Origin of the sequence: Janibacter sp. FSL W8-0316 (assembly GCF_038004165.1) — a bacterium.
GTDB lineage: Bacteria > Actinomycetota > Actinomycetes > Actinomycetales > Dermatophilaceae > Janibacter > Janibacter indicus.
Genome location: NZ_JBBOQX010000001.1, coordinates 384999 through 404047 on the forward strand (window position 1 = coordinate 384999; position 19049 = coordinate 404047).

A 19049-nucleotide genomic window follows, 5' to 3' on the forward strand; every position below is an offset into this window, starting at 1 on the left:
AGACGCTGGAACGGGAGGTAGCCCTGGCTCCCGCAGCGCTTCTCGACACCACGCCGATCCGGAGGCGGGCGACCACTCCAACGACCGCGTTGGCCGCGAGATGTTCGCTTGCCCGCACTGCGGGCACCAACTCAGCATGTTCAGAGAAGCGCGGTCGAGCCCCGGAGACAAGGCCGCTGCCTGGGTGGCGAGCGTCGCGGGCTCATGGCCGTTCCTGCTAATCCTGGTGGTGGCGATTCTCGCGTGGTTTGTCGTGAACACTATCCTGCCGCTCTTTTATCCCCACCCGACGGCCATGCTGGACTATCTAGGAACGGCTCTTGCGATCGTCGCGGCTCTGCAGGGACCGCTGATTCTGCTCACTCAGCGACGGGAGTCGGACCGGGACCGTGCGCGAGACATCGAGACGTTCCACATCTCTCAAAACACCGAAGCCGATCTGCACTCGATCAGTCATGCCATCAACTCGGTTCTTGAGCAGTGGGAACGCGACCGGTCGTCAGGTGCCGTTGACGTACCGGGAGGTGGCGGTACGGCTGAGAAACCGCGGACGGGAGCCACTCGATCGCAGGACTCATCGTGACCTCCGAGACTGGCGGGTTCAGTCCAGATTGGGAGCACGGTGAGTGAGAAGAAGCCGCGACGGCTGACCGCCAAGGGCGAGGCCACTCGTCTGCGTATCGTCGCGGCAGCCGCCGATCTCATGTACTCGCAGGGCGTCGAGGCCACCAGCGTTGACGATGTCATAGAGGCCAGTGGAACGGGCAAGTCTCAGGTTTACCACTACTTCTCGGACAAGACCGAGTTGGTTGAGGCAGTCGTGAGGGCCCAGATTGAGCGGGTGCTTGGCGAGCAGGCACCATTCCTCGACGACCTGCGCACGATGCGCGGCTTCGAGCGTTGGCGGGATGCGATCGTGGCAGGAGTGCGTGGTTGGCGAGGTGCTCACGGCTGTCCGATGGGGTCGCTGGCGAGCGAGATCGCTGGCCGGTCTGAGACTGCGCGTGAGAATCTCCAGCGAGGATTCAGCGTCTGGCAGCACTGGTTCCGTCTCGGACTGGAGCGCATGCAGGACTCAGGCGAGCTACGGCCGGACGCAGACCCTGAAGAACTCGCCGTCGGTCTGATGGCGGCTGTCCAAGGCGGGTACCTCCTCGTCAAGACCACACGGGACGAGCGCAGCATGGCAATCGCGCTCGACATGGCTCTCGATTCCATCCGCGTCGCGCTGAGCGCCGCAGAGTGAACTGCGGAGGAGAGCACATGCCTTCTGAGGCACGAGTCCCAGAGCCCGCGGACGATTCCAAGAGCCATGCCGTGAGGAGGAGTTCTGCCCCGGACTTTCACAGTTCGAGCTCTATCCACTCGATGCCTCCCGAGCATGATGGTGCGAGTCAGGCCACGGCCAGCTTGCGGGCAATGGTCGACCGGGTTCCTGAAGGCTGGACCGTCGTCGCATACGAAGGTCGCTCATACGGATTGACCCGGACCACGCGAGTGCAGGGCCAGAGCATCAGCATCTCGGCCGAAGAGCTAGGAGGCGAAGACCTGATCAGCGCCAACGTGTACCGCACTCGCAAAGCAGAGCACCTACGGCCCTGTGAGGTATCCGAAGCCAAGGTGCTGGCATTCCTGCGCGGGTGGACGCCCGCATGACCCCTCGCGACACTCTGTCAGCAGGATCAGGAATCCACGCCGGATCCTCCGGTGTGGCTTCATCGACTACGAGGACGACGACATGTTGGCATGGCCCCGTTTAGAGATTCCACGCTTGGATGTGCACGGGCCCGCAGTCTCGGTCTATGACACTGAGAACCGATCGTTGGTGACGTTGCGGCCGGACGACGTCGCGCGGATGTACGTCTGTGGCATCACACCGTACGACTCCACTCATCTCGGCCATGCGGCAACCTACGTCGGCTTTGACCTACTCAACCGCGCCCTTCGAAACGCCGGTCACGATGTCATCTATGTTCAGAACGTCACCGACGTCGATGACCCGCTGCTGGAACGCGCCCACGCGCGAGGCATTCCCTGGAGTGATCTCGCACAACGCGAGATCGAGCGATTCCGGCAGGACATGACAGCCTTACGCGTGCTGCCACCCGCACGCTTCGTCGGAGTCTCCGAGGCCGTCACCAAGATCATCTCTCGCATCGAGATGTTGAAAGAACGCGGCTCCATCTACCGAGTGGGAACCGACCTCTACTTCGAGGTGTCTGCCGACCCATCCTTCGGCCGTATATCGTCACTCGACCGCGACGTGATGCTGAATGACTTCGCCGAGCGTGGTGGTGACCCCGACCGGAAAGGCAAGCGCGATCCGCTCGACTGTCTGGTTTGGCGCGGCGAGCGGCAAGGGGAGCCGTCCTGGCCCAGTCCGTGGGGGCCGGGACGACCCGGCTGGCACATCGGATGCACCACAATCGCCCAGGAATATCTGGGACCATCCTTCGACGTACAGGGCGGAGGACGAGACCTGGCATTCCCGCACCACGAGATGTCCGCAGGACTCGGTCATGTCATTCATCCACAGCATCGGTTCGCGCAGACCTTCGTCCATGCCGGGATGGTTGCCTACGACGGCGAGAAGATGTCGAAGTCGCGCGGAAACCTGGTCTTCGTCTCCTCTCTGCGAAAGCAAGGAGTGGACCCTGCGGCCATCCGCCTCGCCCTCATGCGGCACCACTACCGATCAAGCTGGGAGTGGACAGACGCCGAACTCCCTGCCGCACTCGTCACGTTGAAGCAGTGGCGTCGTGCCCTGGCGCTCGGTAGCGGGGCGCCGGCAGCACCGGTCGTGCAGGCCGTGCTATCGGCATTAGCCGCCGACCTGGACGCTCCGGCCGCGGTTACGATTGTGCAGGCGTGGGTTGACGCCTCGCTTGGTACCGACACTGTGGCGGACAAGCGAGACAGCTCTGCCTCTATGACGGTTCGACGTCTGGCGGACGCTTCACTCGGTCTCTTGCTCTGATCGGATCACCCCGGACTGGCAATATTCGGCCATCGTGCACGAGCTGGCTACGCCTGCGTCCAGGTGGTGCCGGAGGTGTGGTCCTGGATGGCAATCCCAGCACTAGCCAGTTCGTTCCGGATGCGGTCGGCGGTGGAGAAGTCTCCTGCGTCTCGCGCATGAGAGCGATTCGCGAGCAGGACCTCGACGAGGGTAGAGATCGTGCTGCTCTGCACGTCGGCTCGCGGGGCGGTCGTGAAGCCGCCGGGCTCGGCTCCTAACACTTCGGTCATCGCGAGCACCGATTCGTACGCGGACATGGCGGCAGCTGCATCGCCGCTATCCAGAGCGATGTTGCCCGCGCGCACGTGGTCGTGTAGTACGGCGAGCGCCGCTGGAACATTCAGATCGTCGTCGAGCGCGGCCGCAAAGGCAATGGGCGGCTTCGGGACGTCGGATGCTGTGTTCGCGAGCTGTGTTCGTGCGCGGCGTCGGAAGGTCGCGATTCTCGTGACCGCAGCTTCGGCGTGCGCGAGGGCTTCCTGCTGATAGTCCAGGGCGCTGCGGTAGTGCGCGCTGAGCAGGTAGTAACGCAGGGTCGCCGGGCCGACGCGGCGGAGGAGTTCGTCGGCGTACAGAGAGTTGTCTAGCGACTTGGCCATCTTCTGACCGCCGACGGTGACGAGGCCGTTGTGCACCCAGTACTTGGCGAATTCCTCGCCTGCTGCGGTGGACTGGGCGAGCTCGTTCTCATGGTGTGGGAACCGCAGGTCGAGGCCACCTCCGTGGATGTCGAATGCACGTCCGAGGTAGTGCTGGGACATCGCTGAGCACTGTATGTGCCATCCCGGCCTGCCGGTTCCCCATGGTGAGCGCCAACGGGCGGATGCTGGGTCGCTGGGCTTGGCTCCCTTCCAAAGCGCGAAGTCGCGGGGATCGGTCTTTGCCCCGCCAGGCCCTTCGTCAGGGTCTGCCACGGCGTCGGGAGTCTGCCGGGTGAGCGTGCCGTATGCCTGCCAGCTGCTGACATCGAAGTAGACGTCGCCGGAGCCGTCGCCGGCGACGTAGGCGTGTCCGCGGCGAAGGAGTCGTTCGATCAGGGTCAGTGCTTGCGGGATGTGACCGGAGGTTCGGGGTTCATGGGTTGGCGGGAGAACACCCAACGCGGCGTACGAGCGCGCGAACTCCGTCTCGACACGGTAGGCGCGTGCCCACCATGGTTCAGTCTCGGTTGCAAGGTCCAGAACCTTGTCGTCGACGTCGGTGACGTTGCGAACGAGGGTGACCGCGTAGCCGCGGTGGGTGAGCCAGCGTCGCCAGAGATCGTAGACGAGGGCGCTACGAAGGTGCCCGATGTGCGGCGCGGACTGCACGGTCGGCCCGCACACATAGATGGAGACTCGTCCTGGGGTCAGCGGGACGAAGCTACGTAGCTCCCGGACAGCACTGTCGTAGATGCGAAGCATCAGTCCGCTGTCTCCTGCCTGGTAGAAGCCGCGATCGCGGCGAGCGGACCAGTCATAGGTGGGGCACGCTGATGTAGTCCAGGCCCGAGAGGTTCACTAGCGTCTCTCGGAAACCGCGGACGATGACGCCCAGGACTGCCTGACAATGGCCGCATCGCATGACTGCACCCATGGCTGTGATGAAGACATGCGCGCAGGCGAGGTTGAAAGAGCTGCCGCAGCCGCGGCACCTGCCGACCGTCACAGTGATCTCGATACCGAGAGTAGTCGCGAAGGCACCCGCGAGGGCGTTTCCGTCAACGTGAGTCATGGACTTCCTCCGAATCGTTCCGTACGAATCTGCGTGGGGTCGTGGCCGAGTTCGACAAGCCAACCGGCGACGGCCTCGACGAACGGCGTCGGTCCGCAGATGAAGATGCGTGGCGACAGCGACGCGGGAAAGGTCGACGCTGCGAGCGCCTCACGCGTCAGTCGTCCAGGTGGCTGGCCCGCTCCCGGCGCTGACTCGCGCGTGTGGACAATCTCGACGAGGGTTCGTGAGAGTTCTGCCAGTTCGTCAGCGAAGAACTCATCGCGCGGACTGCGGACCGAGTACAGCAGCCGAAACTCAGCGCCTTTCGGCTCACGTTCACGTGCTGAGGCCATCGAAAACAAGGGCACAACCCCTGATCCGCCTGCGATGAGCTGAACCGGGGACTGCTCGGGCTCAGCGGGGATCCAGACGAAGAAGCGCCCGAGCGGTCCTTGTACCTCGATTTCTTCACCTTCTGCGAGTTGGCGCACGAGAAAGGGCGACACCTCGCCCCCGGGCAGTTCCTGGACCACCAGCATGACCCGTGTCGACTCACCCGAGGACGCCAGCGAGTAAGACCGGGACGCCTGGTACCCGTCCGGTGCCGTGAGCCTGATGTCGAGATGAGCTCCGGCGACGTTTCCAGGCCAGGTCGGAACATCCAACTCAAGACGGATGGCCGACTCGGTCTCAAATTGCCGACTGAGCACCCGCCCGAGGTGCCACCGGACGCGAATAGGAGTCATCACCAGTAGCGTTCCTCGCGCCATGGGTCGCCACGGAGGTGGTAGCCGTTCTGTTCCCAGAACCCCGGGTCGTCCGAGGGCATCATCTCCATTCCTCGAATCCACTTCGCGCTCTTCCAGAAGTAGAGGTGGGGCACGAGGAGTCGGGCCGGACCGCCGTGCTCGGGAGTAAGGGGCTCGCCCTCCGCCTCAGTGGCTACCCATGCCTGTCCATCGAGGAGGTCTTCGAGTGGGAGGTTGGTGGTGTATCCGCCGTAACTACGGACCATCACATAGTCGTAACTGGTCTCGACATCCTCGAACAGCCGGTCTATGGGCACGCCACGCCAAGCCATGTCCAGCTTCGACCAGTGGGTGACGCAGTGGATATCGGTGACGATGTCTTCGACGCCTACCTCCTGAAGCTCACTCCAGTTCCAGCGGTGCGCGACCTCGTCTTCGGTCGTGATCGTGAAGCTCCATCGGCCTTCGTCGACATTGGGCGTGGGTCCCGTCGAGAGCACCGGCCAGTCGTAGACGTGGGTCTGCCCGGGAGGCAGTCGTGGGTCGCTGGAGCCACGCCGTCCTCCGAAACCGCTGTTGATCACTCCCATGACTGCCCCTCCTGCGGGAACTCGCTACTGTGGCCTGCGCAAACGGTCGGCGTCGCTCACGAGGGAGCGATGCTGGGTAGGTGTTCCGGACGAACATCGCTCTTGACATGACGTTCGACGACTTCGCGGACCGCGACGTCGCAACTCGTGAAGACGTAGCTCTTGCCGACGTCTTGGCGATCCTGTAATCGGGGTTTTCGCCCCATTCTTCAAGGCTCTGTCGGTCGTCGAACTCGACGACCAGTGCCGAGTCCCCGTCCTCAGCGGTGAACATCTTGTGCTCGATGTGGCTAGGACTCTGTTGGATAAGGATCTGCATCTGGTTGTAGAGCCGGTCGTGTTCGGCCCGGTGCTCGGGCGCGACGTAGGACCGGAAGACGGCGAGGGTCATTGTGAAACCTCCCGTTTCTTGATGTTCGATGGTCTTGAGCCACTGCCGGCAGTTCGTCGCCGGAGTTTCCTGGCAGATAGCCGACCGAGCGGCATGGCCTCCGGCGCGTGTCCTCGTTCATCCGCTGGAAACGGGTGCCAGTCACCACGCCAAGTGCCCTCGGTAGGGCGGCCGGGTCGGCAGGACGCAGTCACGCTCTGACAGCCATGTACTCGTTGACGACGCCGCGGAGGTGTATCCGAGCGCGATGCAGAGCGTCGACGGCATCGACCTTGTCGAGGCGAAGCACGTAAGCCGCGTCCGCCAGTGACACGTCATTGATGTCGACGAGTTGTACCAACTGGCCGAGCGGATCGGCCAAACGTGCGATGGCGCCGTCCACCACTCGATACAGATCGGTGGTGAACACCTCGTCGTCCGGGCTCAGGGTACTGGTCTGGCCCCAGCGGTTCGGCGCGTCAATGTGGCGTCCAGCATCGGGTCCAATGTCGTAGAAGTCGGGGTAGAAGAACTCCGCAGTATCAGCGTCGGGATCCAGCTCGGCGGTCTGGTTCTCGGCTCTTGTTCGATAGTCGCCGAGGCTCCGTACCATTGGCTCAGGCTCAGCGAATGCTCGATCGGCTAGGTCCCGGGCGAGCGACAGGGGGTCCAGCCCCCTTGGGCTTTCCTCGAATGCTGAGAGCAGAGTCTCTTGGACCAGGTCTTCCGCAGCGTGTGGGGCGAGACTCCGGGCGAGTCCAAAGAGGAGGCGAGTGATCTCACTGGGATCGCTGGGCCTCTCGGCCTCGCCGTCGACGATGTCGTGAAGTAGGAGCGAGACACTGTCGGGCAGATGGGGCAGATCATGCGGTTCGGCATCAGCGACGAGATCAGTGACGGTCTCGACCTGGTGCGTGAACAGCCGGCAGTCCGGGCACGCGTAGAGATGTTGCTGGGCCACCTCGGTGTCGGCTTCATCCAGAAGACCCATTCGGAACTGGGTGAGTTCCTCGGTGTACTCGGCGCATGACAGCTCGCTCGCGTTGACTGGTGCGTGGCTCATGGCGACTCCTTTGACGCCAGGCTCGGAGTGGCACCCTGAGCTAGCTTCAGGCGGGTCCACACGTTCATGTTGATGACGACCGCGGCGATCTCTGCGACTTCGCGCTCCGTGAAGTGAAGCCGCAGTTCTTCATGTAGGGCCGGAATCTCCTCGTGACGGAACGAGGTGAGACCTTCGCAGTAGGCGAGCGCGGCTCTCTGCCCGGGCGAGTACATGGTGCTCTCACGCCACGACGCCAGGTGTGCGGCTTGTTCGGACCGGATCCCGATCCTGGCCGCCACCTCGGCGTGGAGAATCAGGCAGTACGAGCAGGGGTTTAGCTGTGCGACGCGCAGACGGAGGAGCTGTAGCAGGGCACGGTCTCCCGACAGCTCTGCGGCGTAGCCGAATTGCGTGGCCATGTCTCTTGCGAGTTCGTGGAACGGCGTGAGGTCTGGGTCGAAGCGAGTGTTCTCGAACCGGAGACTCCCGAGTACCGGTTTCGGGTCTTCGGTGCCGGGCTCAGACATCGCCCCGACCGTCCCGTCCATCGCCCGGAATGGCTACCATGGCGGCGTACTCGGGGTTGCGCTCGATGAAGGACCGGAACACGGGGCACCTCACGGTCGCGCTCTTGCCCTCCGCGCGGATGCTGTCCAGCACTCTGCGGGTGAGTTCGGTCGCCAAGCCCTGTCCTCGGTAGTCCGGCAGGATCGAGGTCGCCAGCAGCGTCACTCTGCCGTTCTTGTCCGCGAACGGGACGGCTCCGAACTCGACGCCATCCTTGGTTGCGACGAAGGCGCTGGCCTGAGCATCTACTGCGATCGAGAACGACGTGCCGTTCTCGAGGTTCGTCGACCTGGCATCGGGCTCGTGATGCCGTGCGCCTGTGTCCGTGAAGGCGCCACCAGCCTGATTCTGGTCCTGTGGGTCCATACTTCCTGTCACCTGACCCAGGTCCTCGGGTTCGTTCATGCCGCTTCCTCTCCAACCTCTGTCGCCGGACCTGCATCGCCGAGGAGTCTTGTTTCAGCCCTTAGCAGCCCGGTGACATCGGTCTTGTCGGTCGTCGCGAGACCAGCCGCCCGGCCTCGGGGGCGACGCACCGTCTGGCCTCGACTCTACCGCAGGACATGTGGAATAGTTGGACCGCCGGGTCCGTTACAGCACGTAATGGCGCGGCCGCGTCACCTGCTAGGAGGAGCCAAAGTGACCACCAACGACTACCGCAAGACCCCTGAGTTGCTCAGCCGCCTGAGCGACGAGCAGCATCGGGTGACGCAGCAGGACGGCACAGAGCCGGCCTATCGGAACGAGTACTGGGACAACCACGAGCCTGGCATCTACGTCGACATCGTCTCGGGTCAGCCGCTGTTCTCGTCCACCGACAAGTACGACAGCGGCACGGGATGGCCGAGTTTCACGGCGCCCATCGCCGCCGACGCTGTCGCGACCAAGGTGGATCGGACGCACGGCATGATCCGCACAGAGGTGCGCTCGGCGGGCGCCGACAGCCATCTTGGGCACCTATTCCACGACGGACCCGCCGCCGCCGGGGGGCAGAGGTACTGCATGAACTCGGCCGCGATGCGCTTCGTTCCTGCCTCCAGGCTTGTCGAGGAGGGCTACGGCCAGTTCGGTGCACTGTTCGACACCGACCAGGACTCTACGAAGGGAGCCAACGCATGACCAGCGGGACCAACGACAGCGGAGAGATCACGCAGGTCTCGGGAGCGGAGACGGCCGTTCTGGCGGGCGGGTGCTTCTGGGGCATGCAGGACCTGATCCGTCGCCAGCCGGGCATCCTCGGAACCCGCGTCGGGTACACGGGTGGGCAGAACGAACACCCGACCTACCGCGACCACCCAGGCCATGCGGAGGCGATCGAGGTCGTCTTCGACCCTTCGAAGACGAGCTATCGGGACATCCTGGCGCTGTTCTTCCAGATCCATGATCCCTCGACGCTGAACCGTCAGGGGAACGACCGGGGCACGAGCTACCGGTCCGCGATCTTTCCGGTGACGTCGGAGCAGGAGCGGATCGCCCGCGACACGATCGCGGATGTGAACGCATCGGGTCTGTGGCCGGGTAAGGCGGTTACCAGTATCGAGCCGGTCGGTCCGTTCTGGGAGGCGGAGCCCGAGCACCAGGACTACCTGGAGAAGTATCCGAGCGGCTACACGTGCCACTTCCCCCGCGACGGCTGGGTGCTACCGGAGCGGAGTTCGCCCAGCGTGGCCACATAGCAAGGTTCTGCGGTTTGGGCCCGGGCATCTGGGGTCGAGATCCGCCTCGCCGCCCCCCGAAGGGTCCGGTGACGGTTGACGACTGGACAGCCATGCCCAACCGCGAGGGCCCCGATCCTGAAGTACGACATGAGGCTCTCATCGGCTGCTCGCAAGGGTGGTCCACCCGGATGGTCGTTGGCACCTGAGTGCGGGCGAGAGACCGCCCAACCCGAGGCGATTAGCCTTGGGGTATGACTGACAGCGCCAGCGGCCCCCGCCCGCGCCGCTTGACGGCTCGCGGCGCCGCAACGAAGGCCCGGATTATCGAGGCGGCCGATCAGTTGATGTATGAGCGCGGCGTTGCCTCGACGACTCTGGCCGACGTCCGTGCATCGAGTGGGACGTCGAAGTCGCAGCTCTATCAGCACTTCGCTGAGAAGGACGCACTGGTGAAAGAAGTCATCGAGGCACGTGCGGAGGCTCTGCTGTCACAGCAGCGCCGTCGCCTTGCGAGGGTTGAGTCGCTGCGCGGACTCGAACTCTGGCGCGATGAGCTCGTTGAACGCAATGCGCTCCGAAACGGCGCCTATGGGTGCCCACTAGGAGCGCTGGCGAATGAGATCGCTGATCATGACGAAGACACACGGAAAGTCATTGCTGCTCATTTTGACGCCTGGCTCCAACTCTTGACTGATGCGATTGAAGAGCTGAAGAAGCGCGGTGTGCTAACCCCGAGCGCCGAGGCGCACGCGTTGGCCACTGGGCTGTTGGCTGCTCTCCAAGGAGGTTACCTACTCGCTAAGACGGCCCGAGACGTCCGTCCCATGCGGGTGGTCCTCGACATGGCCATCGCACAGGTGCGGGCGTACTCGACGGAGAGCAACTCTGCGTGACTGCGCCCCGGCTTGCTAGGCCAGCGCAGCGACCCTGAGATTCGCCCGGCTCCTAGAGTCTGTGGACTTTAGGGTCCAAAACGTGTTCAAGTCGCACGCGTAGGGAAGGCGCTACGCTCTCCCGGCTTGCCTTTGGCTTGGGGTCCATGGCGCTTGCGCCGCTCACGACGATCGGCAATCATGAGAGTGGACCCCTAGGTCCATTATGGCTTACCGAGCGATTGGACGGAAGATGGCAACGGTTGATGTGACAGACAAGAACTTCCGCGAAGTGACCGAGCGGGAAGGGATCGTCATCCTTGACTTCTGGGCTACCTGGTGCGGTGCATGCAAGGCGTTTGCGCCGGTGTACGAGGCAGCATCTGAGAGCCACCTGGATATCCTCTTTGGCAAGGTCGACACGGAGGCGGCGCAGCAGTTGTCTGAGTCACTCGCAATCCGCGCGCTACCAACAATCGCGGTCTACCGCGACTCGATCAGGGTGTTCTTCCAGGCCGGCGCGCTCCCGAGGCCTGCGCTTGACGACCTGATCACACAGGTACGGGCGCTCGACATGGCGCAAGTGCGAGCCGAGATCGAGAGCCATGCCCACGTCCACTAGTAGTTGCCGTGGTCAGGAGGACGATGTCCCGGACATGCGTCGGGCTGCGTGAGGTGTCTCCCTGATTGGATCGGGTCGTCAGGAGTTGATGTTGTCGAGTTCGGCGACGTCCTGTGCTGTGAGGGACAAGCTGGCGCCGGTGATGTTCTCGCGCAGGTGCGCGACCTTCGAGGTCCCAGGGATAAGCAGGATGTTCTCCGAGCGCTGCAGCAGCCAAGCGAGGGCGACAGCCATCTGGGTGGCCTCCAGCCGGGTTGCCACGGCGGTGAGGGCATCGGCCTGGAGCGGAGTGAACCCGCCGAGGGGGAAGAAGGGGACGTAGGCGATGTTGTCGGCGGCGAGGCTGTCGATCAGGTGGTCGTCCCACCGGTTGGCGAGGTTGTACATGTTCTGCACGCAGACGATCGATGTCACCGTGCGGGCTTCGGCGACCTGCTCGGCGGTGACGTTACTGACTCCGAGCTGGCCGATCAGTCCCTCTTGCTGGAGGCCGGCGAGGGTCTCCATGGCTTCGGCGATCGAGCCTGGTTGGGGGCCGTTGGCGTCTCCCATGCGCATGTTCACCAGGTCGAGGCGCTCGGCCCCCAGGGATTCGAGGTTCTCGTGAACCTGCTTGCGCAGATCCTCGGGAGTGCGCGCGGTTGGCCAGCCGCCCTCGGCGTCGCGGTTCGCGCCGACCTTGGTCGCGATCAGTACCGACCCCGGATACGGATGCAGCGCCTCACGAATCAACTCGTTGGTGACCCGCGGGCCGTAGGCGTCGCTGGTGTCGATGTGCGTGACACCCTGCGCGACAGCTTCGCGTAGCACCGCGATCGCGCCGTCACGGTCAGCCGGTGGCCCCATCACCCAGGGTCCCGCGAGCTGCATGGCCCCGTAGCCGAAGCGGGTGACGGTCCGGTCACCAAGGTTCCAGGTGCCGCCGGGGAGCGTGGTTGATGCTGTGGTCATCGTGTCGTGCCTTCCTTGTTCGGATCAGGGGTGGTGCTCCGCCCCGTCTTGTATCAGTGTTGGAGAGCAACTCTCTTCTGGGAAGTACGCACTTCGCAGTGCGTTACCTCCTGCGTGAAAGGCGGACATGATGGCGACGACGACCGCGGCCGAAAAGCGCGAGCGGGCCAAGAGCGCGTACAACGCGTTCCTGGCGGTCTGCCCGAGCCGCCAGCTCCTCGACCGGCTCGCCGACAAATGGGTCGTGCTCATCCTCTGCGCTCTCGGCGGCGACGGCACCGGCAGCGTTGGAGAGCCGGCATCGATGCGGTACTCCGAACTCTCCCGCCTCATCGCCGGCGTCAGCCAGAAGATGCTCACCCAAACCCTCCGATCCCTGGAACGAGACGGCCTCATCACCCGCACGGTCACCCCGACTGTCCCCGTCACCGTCGACTACGCGCTCACCGACCTCGGTCTCTCGCTCTACCAGACCACCCGGCAGCTCAGGGTCTGGGCGCAAGACCACATGGACACTGTCCAGACCCATCGCGACCACTACGACACCCAGCACTGACACCGTGCGACACCCCGCTGAACGAGCGCTTCGCTCCCAGGCTTGACATTGAGGCAGGGGGAAGCCACCGCAGAGGATGTCCATCGGTTCGACGGCGCTCCAGTCGATGCTGGCGACGTCACCGAAGTTCAGCGCGTCGGGCCAGTGGCGGGCGACGGGTTCGTTGATCTCGAAGACCAGATCGTCTCGGCGTCGAAGACATACTCGACAGCCAGATCGAGTCCGCCGTACCCAGAGAACAGCGACCCGACCCGCAGGCGACGCTCACCAGACGGGGTGTGGTCGTGCATGAAGACTCCGGCAGTTCGGGGACCCCGAACCCGAGCCCCTCACGGAGCCCTTTCGCCGGGCTGATCACCTGCCAGGTGCACGATCCCGGGTGGCCGCCCGCGAAACCCCGCCCATAACCCGACGGAGCGCGTCCGCTCTCGACCGGCAGCCCGACGCCGATCCGTCTCCCCGCTCAGCCCTCTCTGAGCTGCCACGCGTCTTGCAGGTCGAGGCAAGGTCGCCACTGGGGCGGCGCGCTGGTCGTAGGCTGACACCCAACGACGAACGGGCGCTGAGGAGCGAGAGTGGGCAGAGGCGGGTTGTACTCAGGTTTCGAGGCGTACCGCGTCCTCACAGCGGAAGACATCAAGAGAGCGCTCCAGCACGGCCTCGTCGCCCTTGACACCAATGTGTTGCTGAACCTCTACCGGTACAACGAGAAGACTGTCGATGACTTGCTGCGCGTGGCCGAGGCTGCCGCAGAGCGCCTCTTCGTACCGCACCAGGTGGTCCGAGAGTTCTGGCGTAATCGCCAGTCGGTCATCGCGAGCCTAGGCAGCGCGTCCAAAGACGCCCAGGCAGCGCTGGCGAAGAACTCGACCTCAACGAAGGACGCAATAGCCCGTTGGGCCAAGAGCGTTGCCCTTCCTAGCGAGGAACGTGCCAACCTGACTAAGGACGTGGACGACTTCTACGACGGGTTGCGTGAACGAGTAGGTGAGGAGCCCATCAGAGTCTCCGCTCACGCGCCCACGTCCGAGGACAGGTTGTTGGCACGACTGGAACAATTGCTGGAGGACACTGTTGGCCCGGCGCTCTCGGAAGAGGAGTGGAAGAAGGCTGTCGAGGAGGGTGAACGACGGGTAGAGAACTCGATCCCTCCTGGCTATATGGATGTCGAGAAGCTTGAGTCTGACCTCCCGGAAGGGGCATCGGGGGACTATCTCGTCTGGCATCAACTGCTTCTTGAGGGCGGTGAGCGTGGGGTCGACTTGGTGCTTGTGACCGCGGACACGAAAGAAGATTGGTGGAACCGGGCAGATCGAGGGTCGATCATTGGTGCTCGCCACGAACTGGTTGACGAGTACCTCCAAGCGACTGGGTGTCGGTTCTTTCTTCTCGAACCAGCGGACCTGATCAAGCACTCATCGGCGCTGGGCGTTGGAACCAGCCTTGAATCCGTCCAGGACATCGAACGTGTGCGTGACGAAGCACCAGAGCACGTCCCGTGGAGCGCTGACGCGGCGAGAGCAGTTCTGAAGGAACTCGATTCTCAGGGTCATACGCAGGCTGACGTGATTAGAGAAGCGATTGCGAATGGCGGCAGAATCTCGCGGGCGCGCGTCTATGAACTGGATAATCGTGACGAGAGTCAGATGCTGCGTGGATTCACGCGACCCGTCAAGCGCGTCACGGCTGAACTTCAAGCAAAGGGGGATGTGCCATACGGCGTTGCCGCTTTGCTCGACGCTGTGTATGAGACTGGCGTGAAGTCGTCTCACTTTGCGGTACCCCATGAGGTCGTGGAGCTGCTTGGCGAGGAGCGCCCTATCTAGTAGCTCCTCGAAGTGAGTCGCGCACCTGGGTGGTGTGACGGTCTCGATGCGGGTGATGAGCGCTGGCGATGGCTACAGGTATCTCCTGCGCACGGTCGCGGCTGCGGATGGCGACCGTGAGCTGTCCACGCCACTGACGAGGTACTACGCGGAGGCGGGCACACCACCGGGCCAATGGCTCGGCTCCGGCGTCACCTCACTTGGCAAGGGGCAGCTCGCGGTCGGTGATCGGGTGTCGGAGGCCCAGCTCCAGCTCTTGATGGGGATGGGCCGTGACCCGATCACCGGTGACCCGCTCGGTCACGCCTTCCCCGCCTACAAGTCGGTGCCGGAACGGATCGAGGTCCGTATCGCTGACCTCGATCCGGCGATGGGTCCTGGCGCGAAGGGTGAGGCGGTTGCGCAGATCGAGGCCGAGGAGGCCGAGCGCTGCCGGCGGCGGGCCGTGGCGGGGTTCGACTTCACCTTCTCGGTCCCGAAGTCGGCCTCAGCGTTGTGGGCGGTCGCCGACGCAGGGACCCAGGCCCTGATCGGTGAGGCGCATCATGCGGCGGTTGCGGAGGTGGTTGCATTCATGGAGCGCGAGGTTGCAGCCACCCGCACTGGCACGACCGCCGGTGACGGGGCCGTTGCGCAGGTCGATGTCACCGGGTTGGTAGCGACGGCGTTCGATCACTTCGACTCCCGTGCCGGCGACCCCCACCTGCACACCCACGTCGTCATCTCCAACAAGGTGCAGACCGCGTTCGACGGCAGATGGCGCAGTCTGGATGGGCGGCCGATGCACGCCGCCGTCGTTGCCCTGTCCGAGCTGCACGAGGCGGTGTTCGCCGACCACATGACCCGCACCTTCGGCGTCGAATGGGAAGCCCGCGACATGGGCCGAGACCGCAACCCCGCCTGGGCGATCACCACCGTTCCGGAGAAGCTGGTCCAGGAGTTCTCCACCCGTGCCCGCCACATTGACGTCGAGAAGGACCGGTTGATCGCCGAGTACGTCGCCCGGCACGGCCGCCAGCCCTCCACAGCCACCATCATTAAGCTCCGCGCCCATGCCACCCTCGCCACACGGCCGGAGAAGGAGGTGCGGTCGCTGGCCGACCTGACTGGCGAGTGGCGCGTCCGCGCCACCGGGGTGCTCGGCCAGGACGCCACCAAATGGGCACGTGAGGTGACCGACAACGACAAGGCGTTGCCGTTGCGCGCCGACGACGTGCCCCTGGATGCGATCGCCGACTTCGGCCAGTCGGTGGTCGAGGTGGTGGGTGAGAAGCGGTCCACGTGGCGGCGGTGGAACCTGATGGCCGAGGCGTCCCGGCAGACGATGGGCTGGCGCTTCGCCACCATGCACGACCGCGAGGCGATCGTGGGGATGATCGCCGATGCCGCCGAGCAAGCCTCGCTGCGGTTGACGCCGCCCGACCTCACCACGAGCCCGGCCACCTTCCGGCGGGTGGACGGAACCAGCGTGTTCCGGCCCAAGCACTCCACGGTGTTCTCCTCCGAGCTACTGCTCGCGGCCGAAGACCGGCTGCTCGAACGCTCGCGCACTATGACCGCCCCCACCGTCCCGCTGCGGACGGTGGAGAAGATCACCGCACGGCCCGATGCCGAGGGCCGGATGCTCGGGGAGGATCAGGCCGACGCGCTCATGAAGATCGCCGTCTCCGGCCGCGTCCTCGATGTGCTCGTCGGCCCGGCCGGCGCCGGGAAGACCACCGCCATGAACGCACTGCGGCGGGCGTGGGAGAAGGAGCACGGCCAGGACTCCGTGGTCGGGCTTGCACCGTCCGCGGTAGCCGCCCAGGTTCTCGCCGACGACCTCGGCATCGCGACGGAGAACACCGCGAAGTGGTGGCAGAACCACCTCATCCACGGGACCGACTTCAAAGCCGGTCAGCTCGTCATCATCGATGAAGCCTCCCTCGCCGGCACCCTCTCGTTGGATCGCATCACGCACCTGGCCGAACGCGCCGGAGTGAAGGTGCTATTGGTGGGCGACTACGCGCAGCTCCAGTCCGTCGACGCCGGCGGCGCGTTCGGGCTCCTCGTCGGTGACCGGGACGGTGCGCCCGAGCTGGTCGACGTCCACCGGTTCACCAACGAGTGGGAGAAGACCGCCTCCCTCGCACTCCGTCACGGCCGCACCGAGGTGATCGACACCTACCTCGACCATGACCGCATCCGCGACGGTGAGGCCGAGGCGATGACCGACGCGGCCTACACCGCCTGGCGCGCCGACCGCACCGCCGGGTTGGTGTCGGTGCTGGTCGCTGAGACCCGCGACGACGTGAGCGCCCTCAACCAGCGTGCTCGTGCGGACTTGATTCTCGACGGCACGTTGAAACCGGGCCGGGAGGTAGAGCTCACGGACGGGACCACGGCGGGGGTCGGGGACACGATCATCACCCGCCGCAACGACCGCCGCCTCCGCAACGGGAAGACGTGGGTGCGCAACGGTGACACCTGGACCGTCACCGGTGTCCGCGTCGACGGCTCAGTGACGATCCGCAAGACCGGCCGCAGGTTCGGCGGCTCCATCGTCCTCCCCGCCGCTTACGTGACCGATCACGTTGATCTTGGATACGCGATTACGACGCACCGGGCGCAAGGCGTCACCGTCGACACCGCACACGCCCTGGTCGAGCCGACGACCACGCGAGAGAACTTCTACGTCGCCATAACCCGCGGCAAGCACTCCAACCGCGCCTATGTGATCCTCGACCGGCCCGACGAGCACGCCCGCCCGCATCCCAGCGACAACGCCGACGCCACGGGCCGGTCGGTGCTGTTCGGTGTGCTCCAGCACGTCGGGGCGGAGCTGTCCGCACACGAGACCATCACTGCCGAGCAGGAGCACTGGGGCTCGATCGCTCAACTTGCCGCCGAGTACGAGACCATCGCCGCTGCTGCCCAACGCGACCGCTGGGCCACCCTGATCCGATCCTCCGGGCTCACCAACGAGCAAGCCGACGCCGCGATCGAGTCCGACGCGTTCGGTGCACTCACCGCAGAACTGCGCCGTGCCGAGGCCAACCACCACGACCTCGACACCTTGTTCCCGCGCCTGGTTGCCGCACGCGGGTTCACCGACGCCGACGACATCGCCTCCGTCCTGCACTACCGTGTCGCCAAAGCTACCGAGCGGCCCGCCGGCTCCGGGCGCGCCCGTCGTCCGGCCCGGCTGATCGCCGGTCTGATCCCCGAGGCCACCTCGGTCAGCGACCCGACCTTCCGGCGCGCACTCGTCGAGCGCCGCGAGCTGATCGAGCAACGCGCCGCTGCGCTCGCCGACCACGCAGTCTCCGAGAAGCATCCCTGGACGACGGCACTCGGGTCACGGCCACGTGACCGCGCCGGAGTCGCGACTTGGATGCGGCAGGCGCAGATCATCGCCGCGTACCGAGACCGCTACGGCATCACCAGAGACGACCCGCTCGGCCCGGCCGCGACACCGGGCGCGCAGCGGCTCGATCGCGTCCGCGCCCAGGCCGCGCTAGACCGTGCCCGTCATCAGGCTGCACAGCCCAACGAGCACGCAGCGATGGGTCGGCGAATCGGACTTGACCTCAGACTCTGACGCGTCCGTTCTTCGCCACAGATACATCGAGTGACGGTGCGAAGATCGGTTCGTGGGTACGGAGATCACGTTGTCGCTCAACGGCGTCGACATCGACTATGGCAAGAACCGCTACTGGAAGAGTCACCACTGGCTCTTTCCCCCTGGGAGCCTCACCGACATCGAGTATCGCTACGCGAACGACGCTGTTGAGACGAAGCCCGGATTCCAGACCACCCTGAATGAGACTGGCTTCCGACTTCGTCACCTCGGCTACTCTCTCCAGGAGACGAGAACCAAGTTCGACGCCGCAGTCAGACGATGGAATCGGACAGCCGATCTTCAGCTCTCGTTCGAAGACTTCCGCAGCGCTCTCACCAGCATCGACTTCGGCACGCTGACACCAGCGGACATGAAGACGTTCATCTGGGACTTCCGTTCCTACGTCAGAAGCCTGCTCGCAACCTGGGACACGGATGACGCAGGACTCGAAGACTTCATCGCAAGCCTCGACTTCGCCATCACCCTCCGAGCGCTCGCCGATCGCGCTGCAAGCGGCCCGCTCCCGCTTCGATGGCACCACCAAGACTTGGTCGAGAGCGGATGGGTTGCGCTCGAGGATCTGACTGACATCGACCGACAGACCTACGTCATCGACCACACCAGGTTGTACGGGCGCCTCCAGGATCACGCCGGCAAGACGACTGTGAAGGGGTTCGATGCCTGGCTCGCAGGCAACGGATTACCCAAGATGACCGCCTACTCGAAGGCCAACTCGGACGGCACCGTGACGCCAGAAACGACGACGCTCCCCACGGCCGTCCGCAACATGATCCACCACCCGGAGAACCCCAACAACGTGCTCTCAGACGAGGATCTGCGTGAGAGTGTCGAGAGCCTTCTACGCGTGGTGAAGGCTCTCCCGACGCCCCTTCCGGGGCTGGCTTGACGCCGCATCGTTCCCGAACGT

At 64.6% G+C, this 19049-nt stretch carries 19 protein-coding genes; 11 read left to right on the plus strand and 8 right to left on the minus strand.

Features of this window, described 5'->3' with window-relative positions; translation table 11 throughout:
• The first annotated feature begins 136 nt into the window (after positions 1–136).
• The 3 genes from NYE39_RS01750 to mshC all read left to right on the plus strand — a co-directional run bounded on the left by NYE39_RS01750 (position 137) and on the right by mshC (position 2977).
• Positions 137–583 (plus strand): DUF1003 domain-containing protein, encoded by a 447-nt coding sequence (locus NYE39_RS01750; protein WP_157551415.1) that lies wholly within the window; start codon positions 137–139, stop codon positions 581–583.
• Between the two features lie 39 nt (positions 584–622).
• Positions 623–1246, plus strand: a complete 624-nt coding sequence (locus tag NYE39_RS01755; RefSeq protein ID WP_202970246.1) for a TetR/AcrR family transcriptional regulator — start codon at positions 623–625, stop codon at positions 1244–1246.
• 492 nt (positions 1247–1738) lie between these two features.
• Positions 1739–2977, plus strand: a complete 1239-nt coding sequence (gene mshC / locus NYE39_RS01760; protein WP_077347096.1) for a cysteine--1-D-myo-inosityl 2-amino-2-deoxy-alpha-D-glucopyranoside ligase — start codon at positions 1739–1741, stop codon at positions 2975–2977.
• Positions 2978–3024: 47 nt separating this feature from the next.
• Here mshC and cysS read toward each other — a convergent pair whose 3' ends face one another.
• The 7 genes from cysS to NYE39_RS01790 all read right to left on the minus strand — a co-directional run bounded on the left by cysS (position 3025) and on the right by NYE39_RS01790 (position 8440).
• The gene (cysS, locus tag NYE39_RS01765) at positions 3025–4425 is read right to left on the minus strand and encodes a cysteine--tRNA ligase (protein WP_341013349.1); all 1401 of its coding nucleotides are present in this window, start codon (positions 4423–4425) and stop codon (positions 3025–3027) included.
• Between the two features lie 49 nt (positions 4426–4474).
• Positions 4475–4732: a DUF6510 family protein gene (locus NYE39_RS17245; RefSeq protein WP_077347092.1), complete on the minus strand. Its 258-nt coding sequence runs from the start codon at positions 4730–4732 to the stop codon at positions 4475–4477.
• Positions 4729–5484: an FAD-binding oxidoreductase gene (locus NYE39_RS01770; protein ID WP_179947129.1), complete on the minus strand. Its 756-nt coding sequence runs from the start codon at positions 5482–5484 to the stop codon at positions 4729–4731. The genes NYE39_RS17245 and NYE39_RS01770 overlap by 4 nt, the downstream gene beginning before the upstream one ends.
• Positions 5460–6053 (minus strand): molybdopterin-dependent oxidoreductase, encoded by a 594-nt coding sequence (locus NYE39_RS01775; RefSeq protein WP_077347090.1) that lies wholly within the window; start codon positions 6051–6053, stop codon positions 5460–5462. The genes NYE39_RS01770 and NYE39_RS01775 overlap by 25 nt, the downstream gene beginning before the upstream one ends.
• A gap of 581 nt (positions 6054–6634) precedes the next feature.
• The gene (locus tag NYE39_RS01780) at positions 6635–7486 is read right to left on the minus strand and encodes an RNA polymerase sigma factor (protein WP_077347088.1); all 852 of its coding nucleotides are present in this window, start codon (positions 7484–7486) and stop codon (positions 6635–6637) included.
• Positions 7483–8016, minus strand: coding sequence for a carboxymuconolactone decarboxylase family protein (locus tag NYE39_RS01785; protein ID WP_341011707.1), 534 nt, complete (start codon positions 8014–8016; stop codon positions 7483–7485). The genes NYE39_RS01780 and NYE39_RS01785 overlap by 4 nt, the downstream gene beginning before the upstream one ends.
• Positions 7988–8440 carry a GNAT family N-acetyltransferase gene (locus tag NYE39_RS01790; protein WP_077347086.1) on the minus strand — a complete coding sequence of 151 codons (453 nt, stop codon included), beginning with the start codon at positions 8438–8440 and terminating at the stop codon, positions 7988–7990. Before NYE39_RS01790 ends, NYE39_RS01785 begins: the two co-directional genes overlap by 29 nt.
• Before the next feature lie 198 nt (positions 8441–8638).
• Here NYE39_RS01790 and msrB point away from each other — a divergent pair, with 198 nt between their 5' ends.
• The 4 genes from msrB (at position 8639) to NYE39_RS01810 (ending at position 11187) form a co-directional block, all read left to right on the plus strand.
• Positions 8639–9154, plus strand: a complete 516-nt coding sequence (gene msrB, locus NYE39_RS01795; RefSeq protein WP_077347084.1) for a peptide-methionine (R)-S-oxide reductase MsrB — start codon at positions 8639–8641, stop codon at positions 9152–9154.
• Positions 9151–9711: a peptide-methionine (S)-S-oxide reductase MsrA gene (gene msrA / locus NYE39_RS01800; protein ID WP_077347082.1), complete on the plus strand. Its 561-nt coding sequence runs from the start codon at positions 9151–9153 to the stop codon at positions 9709–9711. Before msrB ends, msrA begins: the two co-directional genes overlap by 4 nt.
• A 233-nt stretch (positions 9712–9944) precedes the next feature.
• A complete protein-coding gene (locus tag NYE39_RS01805) occupies positions 9945–10586 on the plus strand; it encodes a TetR/AcrR family transcriptional regulator (protein ID WP_341011708.1) in 642 nt (213 codons plus the stop codon).
• Between the two features lie 232 nt (positions 10587–10818).
• Positions 10819–11187 (plus strand): thioredoxin family protein, encoded by a 369-nt coding sequence (locus tag NYE39_RS01810; protein WP_077347080.1) that lies wholly within the window; start codon positions 10819–10821, stop codon positions 11185–11187.
• A gap of 78 nt (positions 11188–11265) precedes the next feature.
• Here NYE39_RS01810 and NYE39_RS01815 read toward each other — a convergent pair whose 3' ends face one another.
• Complete coding sequence (locus tag NYE39_RS01815) at positions 11266–12138, minus strand: aldo/keto reductase family oxidoreductase (RefSeq protein WP_077347078.1); 873 nt, start codon at positions 12136–12138, stop codon at positions 11266–11268.
• A gap of 130 nt (positions 12139–12268) precedes the next feature.
• Here NYE39_RS01815 and NYE39_RS01820 point away from each other — a divergent pair, with 130 nt between their 5' ends.
• From NYE39_RS01820 to NYE39_RS01835, 4 genes are all read left to right on the plus strand, one after another.
• Positions 12269–12694 carry a winged helix-turn-helix transcriptional regulator gene (locus tag NYE39_RS01820; protein ID WP_077347076.1) on the plus strand — a complete coding sequence of 142 codons (426 nt, stop codon included), beginning with the start codon at positions 12269–12271 and terminating at the stop codon, positions 12692–12694.
• 575 nt (positions 12695–13269) lie between these two features.
• Positions 13270–14520: a PIN-like domain-containing protein gene (locus NYE39_RS01825; protein WP_077347074.1), complete on the plus strand. Its 1251-nt coding sequence runs from the start codon at positions 13270–13272 to the stop codon at positions 14518–14520.
• A 46-nt stretch (positions 14521–14566) separates the two neighbouring features.
• Positions 14567–18100, plus strand: coding sequence for a MobF family relaxase (mobF, locus tag NYE39_RS01830; protein WP_077352607.1), 3534 nt, complete (start codon positions 14567–14569; stop codon positions 18098–18100).
• Between the two features lie 52 nt (positions 18101–18152).
• Positions 18153–19028 carry a HEPN/Toprim-associated domain-containing protein gene (locus tag NYE39_RS01835; protein WP_077347072.1) on the plus strand — a complete coding sequence of 292 codons (876 nt, stop codon included), beginning with the start codon at positions 18153–18155 and terminating at the stop codon, positions 19026–19028.
• Positions 19029–19049 lie beyond the last annotated feature (21 nt).